Consider the following 14,956-nt stretch of genomic DNA (forward strand, 5'->3'; position numbering starts at 1 on the left):
ACCAGCAGAGGGGGGCGCTCAACCAGCAGAGGGGCGCTCAATCAGCAGAGGGGGTCAACCGGCAGGGGTCTCGCCCCGGGCCTCGATGTCGCCCTCGGTCTGCAGGTAGACGTTGCGCAGCGCGTCGAGGAGTTCCGCGGGTGGTTCGCGCCACATGTCGCGTTCGACGGCCTCGAGCAGCCGTTCGGCGATCCCGTGCAGCGCCCACGGGTTCGACTGCTGCATGAATTCCTGGTTGGTCTCGTCCAGGACGTAGGACTCGGTGAGTTTCTCGTACATCCAGTCGGCGACGACGTCGGTGGTGGCGTCGTAGCCGAAGAGATAGTCGACGGTCGCGGCCATCTCGAAGGCGCCCTTGTACCCGTGGCGCTGCATCGCCGAGATCCAGCGCGGATTGACGACGCGGGCCCGGAAGACGCGGGCGGTCTCCTCGGACAGCGTGCGGGTACGCACGGAATCGGGCCGGGTGCTGTCCCCGATGTAGGCCTCCGGCGAGGTACCGGTCAGCGCGCGCACGGTCGCGACCATGCCGCCGTGATACTGGAAGTAGTCGTCGGAGTCGGCGATGTCGTGTTCCCGGGTGTCGGTGTTCTTGGCGGCCACCGCGATCCGTCTGTACGCGGCGCGCATGTCGTCGACCGCGGGCACACCGTCGAGACCGCGCCCGTAGGCATAGCCGCCCCACTCCGTGTAGACACGCGCCAGGTCCTCGTCGCTGCGCCAGTCGCGGGAATCGATGAGCTGCAGGATCCCGGCACCGTACGTTCCGGGCTTGGAACCGAAGACCCGGGTGACGGCGCGTCGGCGGTCGCCGTGTTCGGCCATCGACGCACGGACGTGGGCGGCGACGAAGTTCTGCTCGTCGGGTTCGTCGGCCGCGGCGGCAAGCGCGACCGCGTCGTCGAGCATCGCCACCACATGAGGGAAGGCGTCCCGGAAGAACCCGGAGATGCGGACCGTGACATCGATGCGCGGGCGCCCGAGTTCGGCGAGGTCGATCAGTTCGAGATCGACGACGCGGCGCGACATCTCATCCCAGACCGGCATCACGCCGAGCAGGGCGAGGACCTCGGCGACGTCGTCGCCGGACGTACGCATCGCACTCGTCCCCCACACCGACACCCCGACCGACGCCGGGTGATGACCGTGGTCGGCGACGTAGCGCTCCAGCAGCGAGTCGGCCATCGCGCGGCCGGTCTCCCACGCCAGCCGCGAGGGCACGGCCTTCGGGTCGACCGAGTAGAAGTTGCGGCCGGTCGGCAGGACGTTGATCAGTCCGCGCAGCGGGGATCCGCTGGGGCCGGCGGGGATGAAGCCGCCGTCGAGGGCGTGCAGTACGCGAGGCACCTCGCCGGTGGTCTGCCGCAGGCGAGGAACCACCTCGGTGGCCGCGAATCGCAGGACGTCACCGACCGCGTCGGGCAGTCCGGCGGTGGCCTCGGCGACGGCGGCCGGCGACCAGTCGTCCTTCGCGCACGCGGCGACGAGATCGCGGGCCTGCGCCTCGACGGCATCCACGGTCCCGCGTTCGGCGGTCCCGTCCTCGACCAGGCCGAGCGCCTCACGGAGTCCGGGGAGCGCGGACGTGCCGCCCCACAGCTGCCGGGCGCGCAGCATCGCCAGGACGAGGTCGACCTCGGCGTCGTCGCGCGGCGCCTCGCCGAGAACGTGCAGACCGTCGCGGATCTGGACGTCCTTGATCTCGCACAGCCAGCCGTCGACATGCAGCAGCATGTCGTCGAAGACCTCTTCGTCGGGACGTTCGGTGAGCCCGAGGTCGTGGTCCATCCTCGCGGCGGTGAGCAGCGTCCAGATCTGCTGGCGGATCGCGGGCAGCTTCGCCGGGTCGAGGGCGGAGATGTTCGCGTGTTCGTCGAGCAGCTGTTCGAGCCGGGCGATGTCGCCGTAGGACTCGGCACGCGCCATCGGCGGGATCAGATGGTCGACGAGCACCGCGTGGGCTCGACGCTTGGCCTGAGTCCCCTCCCCCGGGTCGTTGACGAGGAACGGGTAGATGAGCGGGAGGTCGCCGAGCGCGGCGTCGGTTCCGCAGTTGGCCGACATGCCGAGGTTCTTGCCCGGCAACCATTCGAGGTTGCCGTGTTTGCCGACGTGCACGATCGCGTCGGCTCCGAAACCGGCCAGGTGTCCGTCGGACTGCTGGGCGGCGATCCACCGATACGACGCCAGATAGTGATGCGACGGGGGCAGATCCGGATCGTGGTAGATCGCGACCGGATTCTCTCCGAAACCGCGCGGCGGCTGCACCATGATGGCGATGTTGCCGAAAGTCAGTGCGGCGACGACGATGTCGCCGTCAGGGTTGGCCGACCGGTCGACGAACAGCTCGCCCGGCGCCGCACCCCAGTGTTCGACGACCGCGCCGCGCAGGTCCTCCGGCAGCGTGTCGAACCACGCGCGGTACTCCGCGGCGGGCAGCCGGATCGGATTGGCGGCGAGGGTCTCCTCGGTCAGCCAGTCCGGGTCCTGTCCGCCGGTGGCGATGATCTCGTGGATCAGCGCATCCGAATCGTCTTCGGCCAGGCCGGGTATCGCATCCGGACCCGATTCCGGTCCGAGGTCGTAGCCGGCCGCACGCAGCGCGGCGAGAAGCCGGAGCAGGCTGCGCGGGGTGTCGAGGCCGACGGCGTTGCCGATGCGGGCGTGCTTCGTCGGGTACGCCGACAGCATGATGGCGATACGCTTGTCCGCGACGGGAATCCGGCGCAGCCGTGCGTGCGACACCGCGATACCCGCCACCCGGGCACAGCGTTCGGGATCCGGCTGGTACCACGGCAGGCCGTCGTCGTCGAACTCCTTGAAGGAGAACGGGACCGTGATGATCCGGCCGTCGAACTCCGGCACCGCGACCTGCGTCGCGACATCGAGCGGTGAGAGACCGTCGTCGCTCGCCTCCCAGTCCGCGCGCGAACCGGTGAGGCAGAGGCCCTGCAGGATCGGGATGTCGAGGGCCGCGAGCCGTTCGATGTTCCACGCCTCGTCGTCGCCGCCGGCCGACGCGGTCGCCGGGGTCGCTCCCCCGGCGGCCAGGACGGTGACCACGAGGGCGTCGGCCGTGCCGAGCAACTCGATGAGGTCGTCGGGTGCCGTCCGCAACGACGCACAGAACACCGGCAACGGCCGGGCGCCGCGGTCCTCGATGGCGCGACAGAGGGCGTCGATGTAGCGGGTATTGCCGGCCAGGTGCTGGGCCCGGTAGTAGAGCACCGCGATGGTCGGCCCTTCGAGGCTCGTCGCTTGCGCTCCTCGCACCTCAGGGAGCGAGGGGGCCACCTCTTCGATCGCGCCACGCTCCAGGATTCCCCAGGCGGGCGTCTGTTGCGGTGGTTCGAACCCGTGACCGGTGAAGAGCACGGTGTCGGAGAGGAAGTGGTGCAGGTTGACCATGTTCGCGACGCCGCCGGCGGCGAGATAGTCGTGGGCCTGGGCGACGACACCGGCCGGCACCGTCGAATGCGCCATCAGGTCCGGGTCCGGCTGCTGTTCGCCCGAACAGACCACGACCGGCTTACCGGTCGCCTCGACCGACGCGAGTCCCTCCTCCCAGGCGCGGGTACCGCCCAGGATGCGGACCACGATCAGGTCCGCATCTGCGGCGAGCGCCGGGATCTCCTCGACGAGGATCCTCGAAGGATTGGCGCCGCGGACGCTCACCTCGGAGTTCGCATCGCTCGCGGCCGCCGCGGTCAGCAGATCGGTGTCCGAGGTCGAGAGCAGCAGGATCATCGTTTCTCCTCGCCGGGTTGTCGCGCCCGGAGTGTCAGGTGTGGGCGAGGGACTGGTCTGGCTGGGGCACCCGGCAGCACCGGAACCCATCACAGTGGCGCGACCGCGCCGGATTCTCACCGGCTTCAGCCCGCTCGCGGTTGGGTCTCAGCCTACGGCGGCCCGTCGGGGAACCCCTCACCTGGGCCGGTCGTAGGCTTGTGAGATGACCGAGGCGCCGGACCCCGCCCCCGAGACAGCGATCCGAGAGTCCACGGACCGCTGTCCCGGCGTGTTCAGCACCCACGCGGCGCAGGACGGTGCGCTGGCCCGAATCCGGCTCCCCGGAGGCCGGATCCGGTCCGATCAGCTCGCCACCCTGGCCCAGGCGTCGGCCGCCCACGCCGACGGGTTCCTGGAGCTGACCGCCCGCGGGAATCTCCAGTTGCGCGGGATCACCGACGTCGGCGCCGTGGCCGACGCCGTGGTGACCGCCGGACTCGCACCCAGCTCGTCACACGACAAGGTGCGGAACATCGAGGTGAGCCCCCTGACCGGGCGCATCGGCGGCCTCGCCGACGCCGGTCCGCTGGTGGCCGCTCTCGACGATGCCCTGCGTGCCGATCCCGCGGCGACCTCGCTCTCGGGACGCTTCCTGTTCGGGTTCGACGACGGCCGAGGTGACATCCGGCACCGCGGCGCCGACGCGTGTGCGGTGGTGCGCGCGGCGGAGCCCGTGGTCGCCGACATCCTCGTCGGCGGGGTCGCGGTCGGATCCGTCGACGGCGTCGACAGGATCGTCGACGCGATGATCGGGGTGGCGGCGGGCCTGAACGAGGTGGCTCCGGGCGCGTGGCGCATCGGTGACCTGGGCGCCGAGGACCGGGGTCGGCTGGAGCGGCTCGTCGCGGCGAACCTGGCACCGGTTGTCGGGTCCGACGACGACGCCGTACCGAATCCGACCGAGCCGATCGTCGGCTGGTTCGACCAGGACGACGGGTCGGTGTTGCTCGGATCGGTCGTGGAACTCGGACGCCTGCCCGCACGCCTGGCCGAGTTCATCGCCGCGGTCGAGTCGCCGGTCGTGTTCACCCCGGACCGGGAGATCCTCATCTGCGACCTGGGCGAGGGTGTCGCCGAGACCGTGGTGCGGGTTCTCGCGCCGATAGGACTGATCTTCGACGCGAACTCGCCGTGGGCGAGGGTCAGCTGCTGCGTCGGCGCCCCCGGCTGTGCATCGGCCCAGGCCCCGGTGCGCGAGGACCTGCTCGTGCATGTCGAGGCAGGACTTCCGGTGGGCGATCGCGAGCACTGGGTCGGTTGTGAGCGGCGCTGTGGCTCCCCCGCCGGCCCGCACCTGTCGGTGCAGGCCACGCCCGACGGCGGTTACGACCGACGTCGCCGCTAGGCTCGTGCGCACCATGACCGAGTACTTGCGCGACGGCGCCGCGATCTATCGCCAGTCCTTTGCGACGATCCGGGAGGAGTCGGATCTGTCCGCCTTCGCCCCTGACGTGGCGACCGTGGTCGTACGGATGATCCACGCCTGTGGACAGACCGACCTCACGCGCGACGTCGTCGCGACCCCCGGGATCGTCCGGGCGGCCCGCGGGGCGCTCGAAGCCGGGGCGCCGATCCTCTGCGACGCGTCGATGGTGGCCTCCGGGATCACCCGCAAGCGGCTGCCCGCCGACAACGAGGTGCTCTGCCACCTCTCCGAACCCACCCTCCCCGCTCTGGCCGAGAGAATGGGGACGACGAGAACCGCTGCCGCCCTGCAGTTCTGGTTGCCTCGCCTCGACGGCGCGGTCGTCGCGATCGGCAATGCCCCGACGGCACTGTTCGCGCTGCTCGACATGATCGACGAGGGCGCACCCCGCCCGGCGGCGATCGTCGGCGCACCCGTCGGCTTCGTCGGTGCCGCGGAGTCCTGCGAAGCCCTCGCCGCCCGCACCGACCTCGAGTTCATCACGGTCACCGGCCGCCGGGGCGGGTCGGCGATCACCGCCGCCGCCGTCAACGCGCTCGCCACCCCCCAGGAGTGAATGTGCCTGCAGTCGTGAACGAAACAACTCCGGGCAAGCTCTGGGGAATCGGTCTGGGCCCCGGCGACAGCGAGCTGATGACCGTCAAGGCCGCGCGAGTGATCAGCACGGCCGACGTGGTCGCGTATCACTGTGCGCGCCACGGCAACAGCATCGCGCGCTCGGTCGCCGAACCGTACCTGCGCGACGGGCAGACCGAAGAGCGGCTCATGTACCCGGTCACCACCGAGACCACCGACCATCCCGGTGGCTATCAGGGAGCGCTCCACGACTTCTACGCCGACAGCGCGGAACGGCTGGCCGTCCATCTGCGCGCCGGTCGGGACGTGGTCCTGCTCGCCGAGGGGGATCCGCTCTTCTACAGCTCCTACATGCACATGCACAAACGACTCTCGCCGCACTTCGATGCGGAGATCGTGCCCGGGGTGACCTCGGTCAGCGCGGCGTCGGCGGCCACCGGCGTGCCGCTCGTCGAGGGCGACGAGACACTCACGGTGGTGCCGGGCACGGCGTCGACCGAGGAGCTGCTCTTCCGTTTCCGGTCGGCCGATGCCGTCGTGGTGATGAAACTGGGCCGCACCTTCGAACGGGTGCGAGAGGCATTGCGGGAGGCGGGACGGCTCGACGAGGCGTTCTATGTCGAACGGGCCTCGACCACCGTCGAGCGAGTGCTTCCCGCATCGGAGGTGAATCCGGCTGAGGTGCCGTACTTCTCGATCCTCGTGATTCCCGGGCGACGGAACAATCCACGCTTCGAGGCGGAACCGGTACCGGGTGAACTCGTGGTCGTCGGCCTCGGGCCCGGTCACGACAGTTGGACCACGCCGGAGGTGCGCACCGAACTGGCCACGGCCACCGACCTCGTCGGCTATACGACCTATCTCAAGCGGGTGACGCCACGGCCCGGTCAGCGCGTCCACGCGAGTGACAACCGGGTCGAGTCCGAACGTGCCGAGTTCGCACTCGATCTCGCCCGACGGGGTGCGCGCGTGGCGGTCGTGTCGTCGGGTGATCCCGGCGTGTTCGCGATGGCGGCCGCGGTGGCCGAGGTGGCCGCCGAACCGCAGTGGCACGACGTCCCGGTGCGGGTGGTTCCCGGTGTCACAGCCGCCACCGCGGTGGCCGCTGCCGTCGGGGCACCCCTGGGCCACGACTTCGCGGTGATCTCGCTGTCCGACCGGCTCAAGCCGTGGTCGGTGATCGACCGTCGCATCCGTGCCGCCCTGGCCGCCGACCTGGTCATCGCCATCTACAACCCCGGATCGGCGAGCCGGGCATGGCAGGTCGGCGCCCTCAAACACACCCTGTTGCAGACGGTTTCGCCCGACCGCGTCGTCGTCCTCGGTCGCGACGTGGGCGGTCCCGAGCAGACGCTGGTTACGACCACGGTCGCCGACCTCGACCCGGACGTCGTCGACATGCGGACACTGCTCCTCATCGGCTCCTCGGCGACCCGGGTGGTGTCCCGGGCCGCGGGTCCCCTGGTGTTCACGCCCCGACGGCACACTCCGGCCGATGAGCCGGAACAGGTTTCAGGCGAGCAGCCGCTCGAGCCAAGCCTGGGCGGCAGCGACGTCTGAGACCGCCGGGACGTCGGGTTCGGTCGGCCGGTCGACGACGATGACCTCGATGCCCAGGGTTGCGGCGGCATCGAGTTTCGCCTTCGTGAGTGATCCGCCGCTGTTCTTGGTGACGAGCAGGTCGATCCGGTGCTCCCGGAGCAGGGCCAGTTCGGAGTCGTAGTCGTAGGGCCCGCGCGAACACAGGATCTCGTTGCGCGCAGGGAGTTCCGCGGTCGGCGGATCGACCACCCGGATCAGGAACCACACATCGTCGACATCGGCGAACACGCCGACGTCCTGGCGTCCCGTGGTCAGAAGAACCCGCGTGCCGCGGCGTCGTACCTCGTCGGCGGCGGCGGCGAGATCCGGTACCTGTACCCAGTGGTCGGATTCGGCCGGGACCCAGGGTTCACGACGCAGGCGGAGCAGCGGCACGCCGAGGTCGGACGCGGCCTGCGCAGCGTTGCGGGTGATGGTGGCCGCGAAGGGGTGGGTGGCGTCGACGACAGCATGAATACCATTGCTGCGCAGCCATTCTCGCAATCCTTCGACACCGCCGAACCCGCCGATCCGGACCGGACCGACCGGCAGTCGCGGATGGGCGACGCGCCCGGCGAGTGAGCTGATGACGGACCACCCCGCCTCGGTCAGGGACGCCGCCAGCGCCCGGGCCTCGCCGGTGCCGCCGAGGATGAGGATCTGTTCGTCGGTCATCGGTGCGGCGTCTCGCGGAGTTTGGCCATCCGGGCGTGGGAGTACAGGTAGCTGTCGGTGACCTCGGGATGTGCCGCCGCGTCCAGGACCCGGCCGACGAAGATGACCGCGGTCTTGCGGATGTCGGCGGCCTGGAGGGTCTCCGGCAGTCGATTCAGCGGGCAACGCACCACCTGCTGGTTCGGGCGGCTCGCGAAGGCGACGGTCGCCGTGGGACATTCCGCCCCGTAGTGCGGTGTCAGCGCATCGACGATCTGTTCGGCCCGGTGCGCGGCGAGATGCAGGGCGAGCGTCACGCCGGTGGCGGCGAGACTCGCGAGGTCCTCGCCGGCGGGCATGTCGGTCGACAGCGTCGACACCCGGGTGATGAGCAGACTCTGTCCCACTCCCGGGACGGTGAGTTCGATGTCGAGCGCAGCGGCGGCCGCGGCGAAGGCAGGAACCCCTGGCACGATCTCGTACGGAATACCCCGGGCGCGGAGTTCTCGTTGCTGTTCGGCCAGCGCCGAATAGATCGACAGGTCGCCGGAATGCAGGCGGGCGACGTCGTGCCCGCGCTCGTGGGCGGCGACGATGTGATCGACGATGTCGGACAGCGGCATCCGCGCGGTGTCGACGAGGACGGCATCGCCGGGACACAATTCCAGCAACTCGTCGGGTACCAGCGACCCCGCGTACAGACAGGTGCGGCACTCCCCCAGCAACCGCGCGCCGCGCAGCGTGATGAGGTCGGGCGCACCGGGTCCGGCGCCGATGAAGAAGACGGTCACGACGTGAGCCCCGTTTCTTGCGCTGGGCCGTCTTTGGTTGCGGCCCACTGGATGATCGGCAGTGCCGGCCGCCAGGTGGTCATGGTCCCGAGGGGTGCGACGGTCTCCACGGACAGACGCCGCAAGGTGCCGCCGCGTTCGGCGTGCCACCGGACCAGGATCTCCTGGTTCTCCACGGTGACGGCGTTCACCACGATCCGTCCCGACGGTCGCAGTGCGTTCCAGGCGGCGGTCAGGACCTCGTCGTCGAGGCCACCGCCGATGAACACCGCATCGGGAGACGACGCGTCGGCGAGCGCGTGGGGCGCGGCGCCTCGAAGCGACAGGCGATGACCGACGCCGTGCCGGCGCGCGTTGCCGGTCAGCCGTTCGGCGCGGTCCGCGTTCTGTTCGAAGGAGATCGCCCGACCTCGTTCGTCGGCGAGCAACCATTCGATGGCCACGCTTCCGGACCCAGAGCCGATGTCCCAGAGGAGTTGCGGCCCTGCGGGTTCGAGCGCCGCCACGGTGACCGCCCGGATGGTGGACTTGGTGATCTGACCGTCGTGGGCGTAGGTGTCGTCCTCGCGACCGGGCATCCGGCTGCGACGCGGTCCGACGCACTCGACCGCCACGATGTTGAGCGGGTCCACAGCGGGACGCCCCCAGGATTCGGCGGACGAGGAATGGATACGCTCGTCCGGTCCGCCGAGTTGTTCGAGCACGGTCAGCGTCGAGGCGCCGAATCCGTTGTGCACGAGGAGGTCCGCCACGGCCGCCGGGGTCGTGGCGTCCCGGCTGAGGACGAGGAGACGCCCTCCGCCGGTGGCCTCGGTGAGAACCACCTCGGGATCGGCGGTCACGGCACTGACGATCCGCGTCGTGGCAAGGTCCCACCCGAGACGCGCGCACGCCAGACTCGCGCTCGACACCGCCGGGAACACCTGCACTCGATCGGCCCCCACACGGGCGACGACGCTCGCACCGACTCCATGGAACATCGGATCGCCGCTGGCCAGGATGTGGGTGCGTCCCGTGCTGTTCGCGAGCACTTCGGTGAGGTGTTCCGACATCGGCGACCGCCACGGCTCCCGCGCGCCGGTGAGCTCGTTCGCCCCGTCGTCGAGAAGTGCGAGTTGCCTTGGCGCACCGTAGATCACCTCGGCGCCGCGGAGTTCGTCGCGTGCGATGTCGGGCAGTCCGCGCCACCCGTCGGCACCGATGCCGACGATGACGAACCGCGCTGCGGCGGCCGAGTCGGCCGGTATGGATCTCATCGCGGGAGTCTCCGCCAGACCGCGCGTGGCAGCAGACGCATGCCGAAGAAGATCGGCCGCAACGCCGCCGGGATCCAGACCTCACCGCGGCCCCGGCGATACGCGCGGGCGACCGCGTCGGCGACCTGGTCGGGGGTCTTCGACATGGGTGCGGGTTTCACCCCGGACTCCATCAGCTCCTTCGTCATCGCGCCGATCACGAAGCCGGGCCGGGCGATCAGCATTCGGACGCCGGTGCCGTGCAACGAATCCGCCATGCCACTGGCGAAACCGTCGAGCCCGGCCTTGGTGGAGCCGTACACATAATTGGCTCGGCGCACCCGGATTCCGGCGACCGAGGAGAAGACGATGATCGTGCCCGAGCCCTGTTCGCGCAGCGCGGCGGCGAGCGGGATCAGCACACTGACGTGTGCGTAGTAATCCGTGTGCGCGATCTGCAGGGCATGCGCGACATCGACTTCCGCGCGTGCCTGATCGCCGAGAATCCCGAACGCGATGATCGCGATCCCGATCGGTCCGAACTCCTCGACCAGGGAGGCGATGAGGCCGGGATGACTGTCGGTGTCGTCGGCGTCGAAGGCCACGGTGTGGACGGCCGTCGCGCCCGCGTCGAGCAGCAGCGCGGTCTGTCGGGCGAGGTCGTCGGGCCGGCGCGCGGCGAGCACGACCGTCCTGCCTTCGGCCAGGCGTTGCGCCGTGGCCACACCGATCTCACTCCGTCCGCCGAACAGGACGAGCGAACCCGGAGATGTGTCAGACGCCATGCACAGCAGTATCGCACCAGCCCCGGCCCGCCCCGGCCACCCCACCGGCGCTAGCGTGGCAGCCATGTCACGTACCGCTGCCGACGTCGGCCCTGCCGCTGTCGAGTTCCTGACCGAACGCCATCTCGGCACCCTCACGACGGTGCGCACCGACGGGACACCGCATTCGGTCGCGGTGGGCTTCACCTGGGATCCCGAAGCCCGACTGGCGCGGGTCATCACCTTCGACGGCAGTCAGAAGGTACGCAACGTCGAACGCGGTGGCTATGCGGCGGTGACGAATGTCGACGGCCCGCGCTGGCTGACCCTGGAGGGTCCGGCGCGGGTCAGCCGCGAACCCGAACGCGTCCGCGAGGCGGAACAGCGCTACGCGCAGCGGTACCGGCAGCCCAAGCCGAACCCGCGACGGGTCGTCATCGAGATCAGCGTGGCGAAGGTGCTCGGGCCGGCCTCGCTGTTCGGGTGACCTCGATACGCGGCGTCCTCGCTGCGCTCGGTCGTCGCTACTCGGCCGGCAGAGCAAGTCGGCGTCCTCGCTGCGCTCGGTCGTCGCTACTCGGCCGGCAGAGCAAGTCGGCGTCCTCGCTGCGCACGGTGTCGGCTCAACCCGCATGGGGTTGCTGGTCGGAAAATCTCGTGCCCGGGCTCATCAACCCCGACACCGAGCCGGCAGAAGAGGGCGCGCACCGGGCATTGCTGGTTGAGCCGGTAGCGAGCGAAGCGAGCCACCGCGTCGAAACCTCGCATCCATCCTGATCAAACCAGCCGCCAAGGCCTGCTCGCAGACGGATTTCGACGCGACGCCTCGCTACGCTCGGTGTCGGCTCAACCCGCATGGGGTTGCCTGGTCTCTGAGCCGGCCGATTGGCGGCGGGAGCGGGTCGCCTACAGCTGCACCAGCTCGTGCGGGCGATTGTTGACGGATTCGCAGCCGTCCTCGGTGACCACGACGATGTCCTCGATGCGGGCACCCCAGTGGCCGGAGAAGTACACCCCGGGTTCCACGCTGAACGCCATGCCGCGGCGCAGCACGATGTCGTTGCCGTTCACGATGTAGGGCTCTTCGTGAACCGAGAGGCCGATGCCGTGTCCGGTGCGGTGGATGAACTGGTCGGCGAGACCGCGTTCGCGAAGCAGGTCGCGGGCGGCCGCGTCGATCGAGGCCGCGGTGACCCCGGGTCGGACGGCAGCGACCGCGGCCCGCTGTGCCTCGTGGAGCGCCGCGTAGGCGTCGGCGATGTCGGCGGCCGGCGTCTCGAAGCAATAGGTTCGGGTGGAGTCGGAGTTGTAGCCGGGTTCCACCGGCCCGCCGATGTCGATGACGACGATGTCGGAACGTGCGATGACACGGTCGGAGAACTCGTGATGGGGATCGGCTCCGTTGGGGCCGGAGCCGACGATGATGAACGCCGCCTCGGTGTGTCCCTCCTCGAGGATCGCGGCCGCGATGTCGTCGGAGACCTCACGCTCGGTGCGTCCGGGCTGCAGCCACTCGCCCATTCGGGCGTGGACGCGGTCGATGGCCGCGCCGGCACGACGCAGGGCCTCGATCTCCGCGTCGTCCTTGATCATCCGGAGCTCGCGCAGCACGGCCGTCGCGAGTTGCGGTGTGGCGCCGGTGTGTCGGGCGAGCGGGATCACGTGTAGAGCGGGCATCGAATCCGACACCGCGATGGCCGGATTCGGCGACAGACCGGCGAGTGCGAGGCCGTGCGCGTCGTCGCCGTCGACCCAGTCGGCGACCTCGATGCCGAGATCCCCTACAGCCGAAGCAGACAGCGACGGCACCTCGAGTCGCGCGATGACCAGCTTGGGGTCACCTGCCGCGGGGATGACGAGCGCGGTGAGGCGTTCGAAGGTCTCGGCGCGCGAGCCCACCAGGTAGCGGAGGTCGGGACCGGGGGCCACCACCAGTGCGTCGAGGCCCGCTTCGCGAGTGAGTTCCGCGGCACGCCGCATGCGTTCGCGGTACACGTCGGAACCGAACAGCGGGGCACCGAACAGCGGGGCCGCCGAGCCGGCGGTGGTCGAAGTGGCTGCCATGGTCGAAGACTACCGCCGGTAGCGCGGGTCGTGGTGACGCGGCGACACCGTCAATGCGAAAGTGTGGAGGTGACGGATTCGTTGATGCTGCTCGACGGTGCGAGCCTGTGGTTCCGGTCGTTCTACGCCCTACCCGAGAAGATGACCAGTCCCGACGGGCGACCGGTCAACGCGGTACGGGGATTCATCGACACGATCGCGTATCTTGTGACGCGCGAACACCCGACGCGCCTCGTCGTCTGCCTCGACCTCGACTGGCGTCCCGAGTTCCGCACCGCCCTCATCCCGACCTACAAGGCACATCGGGTCGCGGTCGAAGACGGCGCCACTGATGCCACCGGAACACTGACCATCGACGTCGAAGAAGTCCCAGACACCCTGACACCGCAGGTCGACATGATCATGGACGTCCTCGCCGCCGCCGGGATCGCGACCTCCGGCGCGGTCGGCTGCGAGGCCGACGATGTCATCGGGACGCTGGCCTGGGAGGAGGCACAGGATCCGGTGATCGTCGTCAGCGGTGATCGCGACCTGTTGCAGGTGGTCTCCGACGACCCGGTGCCGGTGCGGGTGCTCTACGTGGGGCGCGGGCTGGCGAAGGCCGAGATGATGGGGCCGGCGGAGGTCGGCGAGAAGTACGGCGTGCCCGCCGATCGCGCCGGGATCGGCTACGCGGAGATGTCGATGCTGCGCGGCGACGCGTCGGACGGCCTGCCCGGTGTGCCGGGCATCGGTGAGAAGACCGCGGCGAAACTGATCAGCGAGTTCGGCAGCCTGGACGCGCTCGAGGCGGCCGCGCGGGATTCGTCGTCGACGGTTCCGACGCGGGCACGCAAGGCGCTGCTCGCGGCCACCGATTATCTCGACGCGGCACGCACGGTGGTGTTCGTGCGCACGGACGCCGAGACCATCGACAGCGGACCTGACCTGCTGCCGTCGGAGCCCGCCGACCCCGAGGCACTCGCCGCGCTCGTCGACGAGCTGGGCATCGGCGCGTCGGTGGGCCGGCTGGCGAAGGCCCTCGGCTGGTGAGTTGCACCGACGATGGCGTCCATATGGTCCTCGGCCAGCGCCTCGGACCTACTCGACCAGCAGAAACTCAGCTGGGGCGCGAGACCTCGTAACGACCTTCGTCGTCGATGAAGGTGACGGTCACCTGCTGGTCCTGTCCGCCGACGGTCACCGAGCAGGTGAACGACGAGCCCTCCTTGACGCGCTGGCCGGACGGGCACTTCACGTTGCTGACATCGCTGGCCTGGTAGTCCTCTGTCAGGATCTTCTGCACGCCGTCCTGGGCCGCCTGCTGGTCGAGATTCTTCGGCGCCCATCCGGGCGCGACGAATGCGGTGATCAGGACGATCGCGGCGATCACGATCAACGCACCGCCACCGGCGAACAGCAGCGTCCGGAGCGTCTTGTTCGACTTGGGCGTCGCCATCCCGCTGAACTGGTCGGGTCCGCCGACCTGGTTCTGGCCGTAGAGGCCGGGGGCCTGCTGCGGCTGGCCGTACGGTTGCTGACCGTACTGGCCCGGCGCGCCGTATTGACCGGCGCCGTACTGACCGGCGTCGGGCTGGCCGTAGGGCTGCTGTCCGTACTGCCCCGGGCCGCCGTATCCGGGCTGACCGCCCGGTTGGCCGTACTGGCCGGGCTGTGCCCCCGGGTACCCGACCTGCGTCGGCTGGTTCTGAGGCGGCTGGCCGGGTGCCTGACCTCCGGCGCCGTAGCCCGGCGTCTGCTGGTAAGGGTTCTGCTGGTAGGGATTCGCCTGGTAGGGATCAGGCTGGTATGGATCCGCGGGCTGACCGTAGCCGGGGTTGGGCGCCATCGTCGTGGGGTCGGCCTGCGAACCACCCTGCGGGGAACCGCCCGTGTTCACGATCTCGGTCTTGTCACCGGCATCGGGCTGACCCTGCTGGGGTTGGGACGGATTCGGGTTGTACGGGTCGGTCATGAGTCCCCTCCCACTGGGCCACCCACCTCGACGAGGCGTCGGCGAACTTGTGACGTCACGCGCAGTGCCGGCAAATCGCACCCCGACACCGAATGCGGGATGAACGTTACCTCAGGCACAGA

12 protein-coding genes are annotated in these 14,956 nt (G+C 69.8%); 5 read left to right on the forward strand and 7 right to left on the reverse strand.

Translation table 11 applies throughout. From position 1 onward, the window contains the following. Positions 1 to 54: 54 nt before the first annotated feature. Positions 55 to 3,747: a cobaltochelatase subunit CobN gene (gene cobN / locus GOAMI_RS17600; RefSeq protein ID WP_006437927.1), complete on the reverse strand. Its 3,693-nt coding sequence runs from the start codon at positions 3,745 to 3,747 to the stop codon at positions 55 to 57. 205 nt (positions 3,748 to 3,952) lie between these two features. On the opposite strand from cobN, the gene GOAMI_RS17605 reads away from it, so the two are divergent. Genes GOAMI_RS17605 through GOAMI_RS17615 form a run of 3 tightly spaced genes read left to right on the forward strand, consistent with a single transcriptional unit; the run spans position 3,953 to position 7,351 of the window. Beyond that, the gene (locus GOAMI_RS17605; protein ID WP_006437928.1) at positions 3,953 to 5,134 is read left to right on the forward strand and encodes a ferredoxin-like domain-containing protein; all 1,182 of its coding nucleotides are present in this window, start codon (positions 3,953 to 3,955) and stop codon (positions 5,132 to 5,134) included. Between the two features lie 13 nt (positions 5,135 to 5,147). Next, positions 5,148 to 5,771 (forward strand): precorrin-8X methylmutase, encoded by a 624-nt coding sequence (locus tag GOAMI_RS17610; protein ID WP_006437929.1) that lies wholly within the window; start codon positions 5,148 to 5,150, stop codon positions 5,769 to 5,771. Positions 5,772 to 5,773: 2 nt separating this feature from the next. Next, the gene (locus GOAMI_RS17615; RefSeq protein ID WP_006437930.1) at positions 5,774 to 7,351 is read left to right on the forward strand and encodes a precorrin-2 C(20)-methyltransferase; all 1,578 of its coding nucleotides are present in this window, start codon (positions 5,774 to 5,776) and stop codon (positions 7,349 to 7,351) included. Here the strand turns inward: GOAMI_RS17615 and GOAMI_RS17620 are convergent. The 4 genes from GOAMI_RS17620 to dprE2 are packed head-to-tail and all read right to left on the reverse strand — an operon-like array spanning position 7,304 to position 10,837. Continuing rightward, on the reverse strand, positions 7,304 to 8,047 hold the full coding sequence (locus tag GOAMI_RS17620; protein ID WP_006437931.1) for a cobalt-precorrin-6A reductase: 744 nt from the start codon (positions 8,045 to 8,047) through the stop codon (positions 7,304 to 7,306). The two genes, GOAMI_RS17615 and GOAMI_RS17620, sit on opposite strands and share 48 nt — an antisense overlap. Next, entirely contained in the window at positions 8,044 to 8,817 is a 774-nt protein-coding gene (gene cobM / locus GOAMI_RS17625) for a precorrin-4 C(11)-methyltransferase (protein ID WP_006437932.1), read from the reverse strand. Before cobM ends, GOAMI_RS17620 begins: the two co-directional genes overlap by 4 nt. Beyond that, on the reverse strand, positions 8,814 to 10,073 hold the full coding sequence (locus GOAMI_RS17630; protein ID WP_006437934.1) for a bifunctional cobalt-precorrin-7 (C(5))-methyltransferase/cobalt-precorrin-6B (C(15))-methyltransferase: 1,260 nt from the start codon (positions 10,071 to 10,073) through the stop codon (positions 8,814 to 8,816). Before GOAMI_RS17630 ends, cobM begins: the two co-directional genes overlap by 4 nt. After that, on the reverse strand, positions 10,070 to 10,837 hold the full coding sequence (gene dprE2, locus GOAMI_RS17635; RefSeq protein ID WP_006437936.1) for a decaprenylphospho-beta-D-erythro-pentofuranosid-2-ulose 2-reductase: 768 nt from the start codon (positions 10,835 to 10,837) through the stop codon (positions 10,070 to 10,072). The genes GOAMI_RS17630 and dprE2 overlap by 4 nt, the downstream gene beginning before the upstream one ends. 64 nt (positions 10,838 to 10,901) lie before the next feature. On the opposite strand from dprE2, the gene GOAMI_RS17640 reads away from it, so the two are divergent. Then, positions 10,902 to 11,303, forward strand: coding sequence for a PPOX class F420-dependent oxidoreductase (locus tag GOAMI_RS17640; RefSeq protein ID WP_006437937.1), 402 nt, complete (start codon positions 10,902 to 10,904; stop codon positions 11,301 to 11,303). Positions 11,304 to 11,722: 419 nt separating this feature from the next. On the opposite strand, the gene GOAMI_RS17645 is transcribed toward GOAMI_RS17640, so the two are convergent. After that, the gene (locus GOAMI_RS17645; protein ID WP_006437938.1) at positions 11,723 to 12,880 is read right to left on the reverse strand and encodes a M24 family metallopeptidase; all 1,158 of its coding nucleotides are present in this window, start codon (positions 12,878 to 12,880) and stop codon (positions 11,723 to 11,725) included. 84 nt (positions 12,881 to 12,964) lie between these two features. Here GOAMI_RS17645 and GOAMI_RS17650 point away from each other — a divergent pair, with 84 nt between their 5' ends. Further along, positions 12,965 to 13,912 (forward strand): 5'-3' exonuclease, encoded by a 948-nt coding sequence (locus GOAMI_RS17650; RefSeq protein WP_006437939.1) that lies wholly within the window; start codon positions 12,965 to 12,967, stop codon positions 13,910 to 13,912. 67 nt (positions 13,913 to 13,979) lie between these two features. Here GOAMI_RS17650 and GOAMI_RS17655 read toward each other — a convergent pair whose 3' ends face one another. Further along, the gene (locus GOAMI_RS17655) at positions 13,980 to 14,834 is read right to left on the reverse strand and encodes a DUF4333 domain-containing protein (RefSeq protein ID WP_006437941.1); all 855 of its coding nucleotides are present in this window, start codon (positions 14,832 to 14,834) and stop codon (positions 13,980 to 13,982) included. Positions 14,835 to 14,956: the final 122 nt, after the last annotated feature.

It is taken from the genome of Gordonia amicalis NBRC 100051 = JCM 11271, assembly GCF_000332995.1.
Lineage (GTDB): Bacteria > Actinomycetota > Actinomycetes > Mycobacteriales > Mycobacteriaceae > Gordonia > Gordonia amicalis.